Origin of the sequence: Mesorhizobium sp. M1B.F.Ca.ET.045.04.1.1, assembly GCF_003952465.1 — a bacterium.
In the GTDB taxonomy this organism is placed as follows: domain Bacteria; phylum Pseudomonadota; class Alphaproteobacteria; order Rhizobiales; family Rhizobiaceae; genus Mesorhizobium; species Mesorhizobium shonense.
Genome location: NZ_CP034448.1, coordinates 2,777,286 through 2,789,480, shown reverse-complemented (window position 1 = coordinate 2,789,480; position 12,195 = coordinate 2,777,286). Strand labels below are relative to the sequence as shown.

1 protein-coding gene (cut by a window edge) is annotated in these 12,195 nt (G+C 63.7%); it reads right to left on the bottom strand.

The genetic code is table 11. The annotated features are described in order from the left end of the window. Nucleotides 1–30: 30 nt before the first annotated feature. Nucleotides 31–12,195, bottom strand: the final stretch of a protein-coding gene (locus tag EJ071_RS13460; protein WP_245460222.1) for a hypothetical protein. 22,575 nt of this gene lie beyond the right edge of the window; the window shows 12,165 of its 34,740 coding nt (coding positions 22,576–34,740); its start codon lies off the right edge, out of view — the gene reads right to left on this strand; the stop codon is at nt 31–33.

Below are 12,195 nucleotides of genomic sequence, written 5' to 3'. Positions count from 1 at the left end.
CGCCGGGCATACCTCGTTCTTACTCGCGTCCTATGACCTGCTGAACAGCCCGGCCAGTCTCTGCAGCAGGCCGGTACGGGCCTCCCACTCGATCATGCCACCAAGTTCCTCGATGCCATCGTCACCATGGCGAGATGACTCAGGAGTGGCGTCTCGATGGTTGTCGTTGTTCTCTTCGACAACCACATAGGTGTCGTCCGCACTGTTGCCGCCGATCTTGGCGAACCGCATCAGCTCGAACTCCGACGCCTCCACGAACACACCGCTCTGCTCGTCGAAGAAGCCTGTCGCGCCGCCGTCGGACGACTTGCTGCCATTTGGCGAGGCTGCCCTGCCCGTCGACACGGTCGCGACAGGTCGAGGCAGTGCGATGCTTGCTGCCCTCTCCTCGTTCCCGCCTGCCGAGCCGCTGACGAAACCGCCAAGCCCTTCGTCGAAGAAGGCGGTGACGCTGAGGCCGGCATCGGCATCGACGGTCGGCAGACGCCGCTCGCCGACTGCCAGCACCTCACCCATCACCGTGCCCAGGCCGCCGGAGACACCGTCGTCATGGGTGAGGCCAAGACCGTGGCCAAGCTCATGGATCAGCACCGAGAGAAGGTCGATACGGCCATCGGCCGCGCCGCCGCTAACAGCAACCAGCTTGCCATCGCGCCAGGTGAATTCCTCGGCGGTTGCCGGCGTCAGGTCGACGAACCAGCCATTGCCGGCGGCATCGGTGTCCAGGAACACCGTGCCGTCCTCGTAACGTCCGAGGGTGCGGCCGTCGAGTTGGACAATGTCAATGGTGATGTCGGATAGGGACGCAATCTGCTCATCGTCAAAACGTCCGCTCGCCTTCAATACCGTGACCGCCTGGTCAAGCAGGGCATTGACCGGCGCCCCGGCTGTCAGGTTAACCGCGTTCGTGGTCGTTCCGGACGAGGCCGCCATCAGGTTGGAGGCAGTGTTGAAGAACAGATCGTTCGTACGCAGCTGGAAGCGGTCGAACGAGGTCGCGCCGCTGCCGGTCATCAGGCCGATCTGGCCGTCCACCAGCACCGAGTTGTATCCGTAGGTGCCGACGAGACCTCCATTGACCTGGATGCTGACCGAGGCGCCCTTGAAGACGAGCCTCAGCGAATAGTCGACGCCTGCGTCGAGGGTCTTGCTGAAGCTCGCGTCGATCGTCAGGCCGCCCTTCGGGCTGACATGACCGACCACCACCTTGTCGTTGACGACGTCGAGCGTAACGAACTTGTAGTCGTTCGCCGCGTAGCGGTCGAACACGATCCCGCCCGTCGAGACAGTCGACAGCTTGGTTTCGACTTCCAGATACGAGTCTGCGTCCAGCGACGTGCCGAGCTTGAACGTATTAGCGGCGGCTCCGCCGTTGGCTATCAGCCTGCCGTTGCTGAACGTCCAGCCTGGGGTCCCGGCAAGCGGGAAGCGCCCCTGCGCGTTGTCGAACTGGTCGGTGTAATCCAGCGTCAGCTCGGGCGGCAGTATCTGCAAGGTGAAGTTGTCGACCGTGCCTTTGGCGCCTTGGTTGCCAACACCGATCATGCCCTTGTTCAGCCCCTGCGGCTCGCCATTCTCGATGCGAGGCGCGAAGGTGTAGCTGAACTGGTTAACGCCGGCCACCGACACGGTCACGTTTGTGCCATTGACCGCGACGAGCACGTCGTAAGCCGTGCCTGCTTTCAACTGAACGGGCTTGTTCGACTTGACGAGCTGATGCCAACCGCTCGCGTCGCGGTAGCCCATCTCGATCTGATTGGTCGAGACATTGATGCCGGCATATTTGAAGTCGGTCGGCGACTGGTAGTCGAAGATGATGTAGGTATTTGCCTTCCAGCCGGCGAGAGGCTTCTCGGCGGTGATCTTCGCCGAAACCTCGAAATACACCGGTAGATACTGGTCGGCATAGAACACCGCCGCCGCCTGGTCTGTCCCGGTGTTGGACTGCACCGACATCGCGGCGTTGGACACCGCGAACTTGCCCTGGTCGGCCGCGAACACGTCGAGCGTGCCGTCGTTGAAGGTCGCCGTGCGCAGCACGTCGCGCCGCCCGCCAGGTACGTTGCCGGCCTGCGGGTCGGTAGGCCCACCGGTCTGGTTCTGCCAGTAACCGTGATCCTGCTGCGTCACCAGGCCTATCTCGCCGTCGATGCCGCCCTGCATGGTCGTCACGTTCGAGTATTTCTGGTTGTGGTTCGACGTGCCAGTATCGGTGTAGCGAGTGATGTCCACGCCGTCCCCGAAAGCCTGGGCGTAGAGGAAGTCGAACAGATGCGGCGGCACCTGCCGGCTGACCGTCGCGATGCCGAAGGGTGCGAACGGCACGATGTAGCTGTTGAACTCGCCCACCCAGTCGATCAGGCGGTCGCCCTTGGTGTTGCCGATCAGGATGTCGAGACCTGCGCCGCCGAACACCCGATCCTCATAGCTCCAATGCGTATCCGGGCTTTCGTCGGTGCCATGCAGCGGCAACTGACCTGGATTGGCATTGGGCGGGTTCGGATTGATCGTGCCCAGATAATCATCGGCGTTCATCAGGTCGTTGCCGAAGCCGCCATAGATGTGGTCGCGACCCGTGCCGCCGATGATCCAGTCGTTGCCCAGATCGCCGAAGATGCGGTCGTCCCCGTCGCTTTGACGGTATTGCTGCGGCACGGTCGGATCGGGTGTCTGTCCGTCGGGCTTGAATGCAACATAACCGAGCACGCTGACGCCCTCGTCACTGCGCCAGTTGAGGAAATACTGCAGCAATTCAGTTCCGCCGGTGATGCCGTCCTGGTTGATGGGAGGCAGCCCGCCGTTGGCGGCGGTCGGCCCATCCCAGACGTGCCCCGCGGCACCATCGAACAAGATCACACGGCGTGGATCATACTCATTGTAGAGGAAGAACTCGCCGGTCCTGCTCTGCACGGGCTTGGGTTCGTTCCAATGCGGATCGCCGGAGCCGAAGTGCAATATGTCGCCGGGGTTGTAAGGCCGGCTGAAGTCCGTGCGGATCAGCCCGACGAAGTTGCCGAGGTTGTCGAAGCGCGGAGCATAGGATTCGCCGAGCGCTTCCGCACCGCTGATGGCATCGTCGCCGGAACCGCCATGCAGGAAATCCTGGCCGAGGCCGCCGAAAATGACGTCGTCCGCGAACTGCTGGTTAGAGAGGAACGGATCGGCCGCCCCCATTTCAATTGCAGTCAGGTTGAACGGAGTGAGGTCGACCGACTTCGTCAGCGCGCCCGCCACGTTGATCGTTTCAACCTGGACGTCGCCCGGTGTACGGATCACCTCGTTCAACACGTCGCCCTGGCTGGTCCTGGTGTCGGGGTCCGTGGCGCGCAGAGCCAGGACGCCATAGAGGTTTTCGGCAGCGGCCGGGTTTGCTGTGTTGCGGCTGGTGAAGATGCGTCCATCGTCGCCAAGGATGCCGTCGATGCCGGTCCCGCCGGAAATCCAGTCGGAGCCCCAGCCGCCGATGATATCGTCGTCATCGGCATCACCGAAGACGACGTCGCCGCCGCCGCCGGCATAGACGAAGTCGTCACCAGTCTCGCCGTGGATTTCATCGTTGCCGCCAATGTCGACGCGAGCCCAGATCCCGGTGTGGGGATCGCAGCAGCAGAGCGAGAACATGGGTCGCATGTCGTCGTCTGCAGTCGTCGGGGTCGTCGCCGGATCCACCAGCGAGAAGTCCTCCGGCTTGAAGTCGGGTCCGCCCGGCGTGTAGTCGAGCAGCCGGATACCGCGGACAACGATCTTCTCGCCGCCGTAGTTGTCGTAGTTGAAGGTGACGTAATTCTGCCCGAACGGATTGGTTTCGGGATGCGGATTCACGTCGGTGTGATTGATGCCGACGATGCGGATGATGTCGCCATTGTCACCCACGATAGCATCGGAATCACGGCCGTGCTTACTCGCGAATGTCGTGCCGTCCGAGATCGTGACGATGTCATTGCCGTAGGTGGTTGCAGTAGACGTCTTGCCCGCCAGCGGATCGAAACCGTCGTTGCGGGCGATCCGGAGCCCGGCGCCGCCAAAGATCCAGTCCATGTCGTCTGGGCGGTTGTCGGCAGTCGTCAGGCTGAAGAAGTCCGAAGAGCCGCCGACCAGATCGTCCTGGCCGAGGCCGCCGAAGATGACGTCCCGGCCGCCGCCGCCCTCGATATAGTCCTGACCATCGCTGGCGGCCTCGAAGCTCGGCACCACGAAGAGCGCGCCTGCCGGGTCGTCGATGCCAGAGCCGTTAAGATTGGCCAGCCGCACCGGTTTGCGCGCGGCGCCGACATGGGCAGTGCCCATGACCGCGGAGTCGATCGAACCGTCACCTTGGATCACGTCATACCCGAGTTGGCCGAAGATCTCGTCATTGCCCGCACCGCCGGCGATGTAGTCGTTACCGAAGCTGCCGACACCTGCATCGCCATTGTTGATGGCGAAGGTGTGATACTGGGCATAGTCGATCTTGTATTCCGCCCACCACTCCGGACCCGTCGGATCGCGGTAGTTGCGTGCAATGCCATCGGTCAGCAGCCTGCCCGATGTGTACTCGGTCAACGAGTTGGCACCCGTCGCGTCATAGGCATAGCCAGGATCAACGCCGGCTGGGACCGGCCGGTCGGTGCGCGAATACATCAACGTGCCGGCAAGCGTCTGGAAGCGGAGGTTCTGGATGTCGTCCAGCAGGTTGCCATCGTCGCCGCCGTTGCGGGTCAACTTGACATTGTCGCCGAAAATCAGGTCGTCGTCCTGACGGCCGTCGAGCATGTCGTTGCCGCTGCCGCCGATCAAAATGTCGGGAATATCGCTGCCAAAGATGATGTCGTCGCCGCCGTTCTGCGGCTCGGCCGTGCTGATCTCGATCACAGTCGACAGGTTTGTCGTCTGAATCTTCTGCAGCAGGACCGGAGGCAGGTTGGGATCGTCCACCCACTGCTTCACGACGCCGTGGTCGCCGAAGATGATGTTGGGCAAGTCCTTGTTGAGGGAGCCATTGCCGTCAAGGAAGTCGTTGCCGGCGGCCATGTCGTCGCGCATCGGCGTCTCGACCTTGACCGGTTTGAAGGTCTGATCGCTGGCGCCCAGCCGCGGATCGATGGTCGGCGCCGGGCTATTGTCGGACGTGGCCACATGCAGCGCGCGGGTCAGAATGTCCACGTTGAAGCCGCTGTCGCCGTAAATGTGGTCGCTGCCGCCTTGCCCGAGTATAGTGTCGTCGCCGGAGCCGCCCGCCAGATGATCGCCAGCCTGGCTGCCGATGATCAGGTCGTTGCCGGCTCCGCCATAGGCGGTGAAGCCCACGCTCGGCAGATTGCCGGTCAGGTTGCCGTTCTGGTCGTAGAGATTGGCGAACAACGCATGAGCGTCGATGATGTCATTGCCGTAGTAGACGAAGCGGTTGGCAAGCGGGAAGACCCACTCATTGTCCTCGTTCTCCTCGTCTGGCAGTTCCGGGAACGGATCGAATGGTTTCTGCCCGAACTCCTGGCCAAGCCGATCGTAGGATCGGCCCGAATACCAGGCGCCGTCTTGGCTGGTGTCGCCATAGACCACGAGCGGGCTGTTCGGGCCGGCGAGCACGCTGTTGGGCGTGGCCGGCGCGATGACGAAGTGGTCACCGCCCACCTCCGGACCGGAATCCTTCTTCAGGTCGATCCGATAGACGGTGATCGTGCTGCCGTCTTCGATGACGCAATCATGGATCGCAGCGCCGTCCAGCACCAGGTCGGCCTTGGTGACTGACTTCACGGTGAAGCCACCCGGCAGGCCCTCGATATAGATCACCTGCCCTGCCGCGAAACCGTCGTCGAGCCAGCTGCCCGCGGCCCGCGTCAGCGTGTCGACCACCAGCGTCGCCTCGATCTCAACTTCCACGCGCTGCGGGATCGAACGGTGCAGGTCGATATCGGTTATGGTTGCCGCTGCACCGAAATTCGGGCCCGAAAGGATCAAAACGGAGCCTGTGCCCCAGGTGGCGAACTCACCTGCGGGCCGCGCGATACCGTAATCGGCGGCGTCGCCGAAGCCGAGGATCTCGCGGGTCTCGCCCTCACTGCCGACCTGAATGAGCTGGCCGACCGTGTAGCGGTCGCCCTGCCAGTTGCGGCCGTCGAGCCGGGTCAGGATGTTCTGGTTGTTGTAAGTCTTCGTCTGGTAGGTGCCGATGGTCTGGACCGGCAGGTTGCCGCCGCCATGTACCATCGTCAGCCCGCCATGCGGGCCCTGGACCCAGATGTTCGCGCTGACATTGGTGGCGCTGTCGATCGGCTCGCCCAGCACTTCCATAGTGTCGCCATTGATCGACAGGACGCGGTACTGCTTGGCCTGGTCGAAGCTGCCGTTCTCGCCACCGATGTTGATCAGATGACCCTTGAGGAAGCCATGGGCCTCCCAGCTCTGGCCGTCCTTGCGCTTCAGGATGCCGCCAGTTGCCGTATAGGCCACATCGTAGGCAACCGTCTCCAGCACCAGCGGATCGACAGCGACGATCTTGCGCTCGCCCGTCAGGCCGGCCGGCAGGGCCGGGCCGCTCAGCACCAGGATCGAGTTGTCGTTGGGATCGCGCAGGTACCCGCCGTGCCCGTCGGAAACCTTCTGGCCGTTTCCGTCGAGATAGAACGCGTCCTCGACCGAAATCACGGTCCAGCTTCCGGCGACCCCCTGGATGGTGACTGTCTGACCGGGCAGGAAGCCCTGCGCCTTCCAGTCGAAGCCGTCCCGGCGGATAGTATGGCTGCCCAGATAATCCGGGTCCGCATTGTTGTATTTGAACACGTTCTGGGCCGAGACGAACGGCGCCGGATCGAGCGTGCCGCCGATGTCGAGGCGGTCGTTGCCCTGCCCGAGCATCAGGTTGAACACTTCGATCGTGCTCTGGTGGCCGTCGGTGCCGACGCTGGTCGAGCCGTAGTTCACTTTGCCGAAGCTGATGCCGCCGGGAACGACGATCTGGGTCGAACCCGCCGCGGCTTCACCGTAGAGCGGGCCGCTCAGCCCCTTGAAGATGAGGTCGTTGGCCATGCCGAAGCCGCGCAGCGTCGTCTGGTCCATAACCCCGTTGCCGTCCGCCTGGCTGGAGTCGTTGAAGATGTTCAGGACGTCGATCTGCTGGCTCTCCGGCGGCTGCGCGCCGATGGCAATCAGGAAAGTATCCTTCTCGCCCGGCAGCTTGACGCCCGCGGTCAGCGAACGGTCGGCGCCGGTCGGGCCGCCCTCGACGGCCAACGGGCCGCGCAGCTTGGACAGAAGATGGGTGGAGACCGGGAAGACCTTCACGCCGTCGCGGGTCGGCGGGACGATGTAGTCCGCGTCGGCCGCGAGCTCCACGGTCTGCAACTCGTGCCAGGCATCGGGAGCCGAGGCGTCGCCGCCGGTGAACACCACCTCGGGCGCGATGCGCACAACGCGCACGTTGTCCGCCGTGGCGTCGCCCAGCCAGGTCGAGCTCAGCGTCTGTTCCACGCCGTCGATCATGACGTGGATCAACTGGAGCTTCGCATCCTTGCCGGCGTTGTCGCCGCGGATGAGCTGAATCTTGGCCTCAACATCCGGATGGCCGCCATTGAGGTCCGATATCCGAACCCACATGCCCTCAAGGAAGCCCTCGGAGAGCCAGCCTTCCTGGGCGCCGGTCAGCCCCCGGTCGAGGAACTGGCCGGGGAAGGATTGCGGACTGGTCTCCTGGCCGTACTTCACGGTTCCTTCGAAGATGAAGCGTTCGGAAAGGTCGCTCAGCACGGCCGGGCCGGCGGTCGCGCCGGCGGCGGCCCACGAGCCGGTCTGGGTCAGGGTGATCGTCTTGCCGTCCTCAGAGACCGACGCGATCTGGTAGTCGCCGTCATTGCTGACGAGCCTGCTCACCGACACCGCCGCGGTGGCCGTGCCCGTGGTCGCCCACGGATCGGTCGCAACAAGCGCCGTAAGGACGATCTGGTTGGCGCTGACCGACTGGATCAAATAGTCGCCGTCATTGCCGGAGAACGCGCCGGTAGTGTCGATGCGGATCTTGTTGCCGGCGGCAAAGCCCGCGCCGATGCCGGTGGCGCTGATCGCCAGATTGGCACCATTGGTACCGAACGTCAGCACGCCGTCGAACAGCTCTTGCGCGACCGCGCTGCCGCCGATGCGGATATGCTGGCCTTCGATCGGCACGAACTCGCTGAGAATGACGGCCTGGCTGGAAGCGCCCGACTTGTTCCAAGCGCCGATCTTCGTCAGGACGATCTGGCCAGCGCTGACGCTCTGCACCACGTAATCGTCGTTGTTGACGTCGAAGCCGTTCGCCGAGGGCGCGCTGACACGGATCTTCTCCCCCGCAGCAAAGCCGAGCGTATCCAGACCGGCGCCGTTAAGTGCCAGCTTGCCGCCGCTGGTGGTGAAGGTCAGGTTGCCGCTGAAGACCTGATGGGCGGCCTCGGAAGCGCCGAAGAAGCCCTGGTCGATGAAGCTGCCGAGATCGGAGCCCGCCCCGCGCTTGATGGTCAGGAACCCGCCCTGGGTGCCGAACACCAGGTTGCCGGTGAACATCTGCGTGGCTTGCAGCCCGCCGATCACGGCGTAGTCTTCCGGCGAGATGACCGTGGAGCCGATCTTGACCACGTCGGCCAGGCCGTCCGTGAGCACGGCGACCCGGACCGTCGCGTCCGGCTCGCGGGTCAGGCGGATCTGGTAGGTGTCGTTCTTGCCGCTGCCGGCCGGAATGTCCTTGATCAGTTGCGTGCCGGTGCCGCTCTCGAGAATGACCGCGCCCGAGGTCTCGTTGTCGTGGACTTCCACGTCGAGGAGTTGCAGTCCCGACCGCAGGTTGGGGAACACGTAATCCGTGTCGGTGGTCAGAGCGTCATTGCGCACGAATTCGACCACGGCGGTCTGGACATCCTCGCGGACATAGTCGTCGCGCGCCTCGACGCCAAGCATGATCGGGTCATTCCAGTTGCCGGCGTCAAAGGTCACCTGCCCCACCACCACACGATCGTTGACCGCGTCATAGGTCGGGTTGGCGAACAGCGTCAGGCGGCTGTCCGCATTCGTGTTGAAGAACTTGATCGCCTTGTCGGCGAAGTCGTTGAGCACGATGTCGACCACCACCGTTCCGGCGGGGGCCTTGGCCAGGCGCAGTTCGACCTTGTCGGTCAGCTTCGTGGCGTTGGTGCCTTCGATCACGACGGTGCGGTCGTCCAGATTGCCCGCTGCGTCGATTTCCCGGACGTAGACGCCGGGAGTGTCGTTATCGAGGACATTGACCTCGACATTGCGCACGTCGGCTCCGTCATAGATGCCTACGTTCGAGATGACCGAATGCTGGACCACGACCACACGGTCGCCTTCCGAGCGCTGGTCGTCGGGCGCGAAGACGTAGACTTTCTGTTCCTGGTCCCAGTTGCCGGCGTCGAACTTGAGAACGACGGCGCGATCGGGAATCCACATCTCCTGACCGTCGATGACGACCATGTGCAGGAAGCTGTCATCGGCCGCCGTCGCGAGCTGGCCGTTGTATGTGTTGGTGTGAGCGCCAGACAACGGGTCGGTCGAAAGCCAGATCGAATCGCCGAGCGCATCGGTCAGCGGGTCGGGATTGAGGTTGTAGGGAAGACCCGTCGCCGGGTTGATCGTACGCTCCTCCTGCGGCGAGCGCGCCGCGGAGACCGTGACATAGACCACTTGCGTGCCCGTCAGCTGTTGCGAGAGCCGAACCGTGTAGAAGTCCGCGAACTGATGAGCCTGGTCCTCCTCGCGCACCACGGTGCGACCCGAACTGGCATCGCCGGCGGCTTCCTCGTTGATGACCACGAGACCTTCGTTGGCGGTCGAGACGTTGTAGTCGAAGCCGTCGACAACGAGGCCGTTGTAAAGTGCATCGTTCGACGTGACGAGGTGATCGACGGCGCCGGACACACCTTCGAGCTCGCGGGTGATGATGTCCTCGGTGACGTCTCCGGTGACATTGATCGTGTCGGAGCCTAGCCCGCCGATCACCCGGTAGGCGACGCCGAAGGCGGTCGACTGCACGAAGAACTCGTCATCGCCTTCGAGGCCGTCGACCTCGACGACCTCGATGGTCGAGTAGCGCACGTTGAGGCCGGCGCCAAATATGCCCTTCTCCGTGATGACGATGTCATCAGCGAACTCGGTGCCGAGGATCACCAGCTTGTCGAAACCGGCCCCGCCGTCGACCGAGACCGGCGCGTTGATGTTGTAGCGAACTTCGTCCTGGCCGCCACCGGCGCGGATGTCAGGCGCCTGTGCGACAGAGAATCCGAGTCCGATTTGTGGCGTCGCCACGCCCTTGTTGTCGAGCACGATGACATCGTCGGTCGGATCGTCGGTGATCAAAAGGTCGAGATAGTTGATGCCGCCGTCGCCGTTGGTATCGAAGACGTTGCCGATCTTGGCCTGCAGGGCCGCGCCGTTTGACAGCTGCGCGAAGGTGAGCGAGCCGCTCTTCAGCCCCTTCAGGATCGCCACGCCGGCATCCAGATCGGCCTTGTTGATCGCTCCGTCGCCGTTCCAGTCGAAATCGGTCGTCGCGGCGAGCGCAAAGGCGCGGACGATGAACAGGTCGTTGTCGTCGTCGCCTTCCAGGCGCAGCTCGGCCTGGTTCGAATAGACCCGGAAGGTGTCGTTGCCTGTGCCGCCCTGCGCAATCACCGGCGAGGACGAGCCGGCCGACAGCCAGCCGCGGGTCGTGGCCACGAGGTTCGGGAAGACGTCCTGCGGCAGCAGTCCGCCGTCGGCCATGTCGCGCTGCGCGCCGAATATCTGGCCGATCTGGAACTGATCGTCGCCCGCGCCGCCATCCAGCGTGGTGATGACGGTAGTGTCGTCGGTGAAGAAGGCGTCGTTGCCGCCGCGGCCTTCCACGGTGAGCCGGCCGTTCAGCCCGGAATCATAGTTGATCCGCTGGACCTCGTTCGAGGCCTCGTTGCCCTGCACGACGTCCTGGTATGGGCCGAGCGTGCCGTGCAGCAGGGCCACATAGCCCGGCCGGTCGGCCGTCTCGTGCGGCAGATAGGCCGCCGCGCGCAGCAGGAAGATATCGTCAGTCTGGAAATTGGCGCCGTTGTTGGCGCTGTCCTGGCCGAAGATCGAGAGTTCGTCCACGCCATCATCTTCCTCGCCCGTGTCGAGCACGTTGATGATGTAGTTGCGCTGGTTGCCCTGCGAACCCAGCGTATAGACCTCGTAAGTGTCGGTGTCCGACTGACCGTCGAGGGTCAGCGTGTGCTCGGCGAGCACGTTCATCTGGTAGGTGTAGGCGGCAAGCGGAGCGCCGGTCGTATATTGGTCGGTGGTGAAGGTGACACCCGCCGGCGTGATCGCCGGCGAGGTCTGCGCGGCTGCATCCTGGAGGAAGTAGACCTTGAAGGTGTCCTCGCCGTCGTTGCGGGCGTTAGGCGTCGCATAGCTGCCGGTCGCAGCATCGCTGCTGCCATAGACTCTCGTCTTCGATCCGATGAAGATGTAGCCCGCGCTGCCCCAGGCGGTAGCGCCGCCGGCGCCCGCGGTGTCGCCGAACTGGAAGAAATCGCTGTCGGCGTTGCCGAAGATGCGCGTCAGCCTGTCGGCATTCGTGACGCCGGCCGTGTTGTCGTCCGGCCGCCAGGTGCCGATCGGCCGCGACGCGGATGTACCGGAAGGCGTGCCCGGCGAGCGATTGCCCGCCACGACCATGATCGCGCCGGCGATGATCTGGCCGCGCAACAAGATGTGCGTGCCATAGCCGACATCTGCGTCGGCATAGTCGCCATAGATGTCGATCTGGTTGCCGGCGACGACCGCCGAATTCTGGTGCGTCTCGACGTCGTCGCCGACGCGCAGCATCACCGATCCGGTTTCGGCAAGGATGAGGCCGTGCGGCAGCGGACGCAGGGCGTCCACATGCAGGCCGGGGAGCCTGGAATTGCTTTCGGCGAACTGGGCGCTGCCGCCTTTGACGAGTTGCAGATCCTCGCCCGTCGAAGTGGCGTTGGCCGATTCGCGCACCGTGATCCGGATATCGCCGGTATAGGTGTGAGCAAGCAGAAGTCGCAGGTACCCGTCGGTTTCCGTCACATAGATGTTGGCGTCCGCCTCCATGGCGACATCGTCGCCATTCTGGTCGAGGCTCAGCACGGACGAACCGCGCGAACTGTCGATCTCGAGGTCGTTGCCGGAAGAGCCGATGCTCGCTCCGACGCCGTTGGCGTCGAGATCGACAGCCTGACCGAGCAC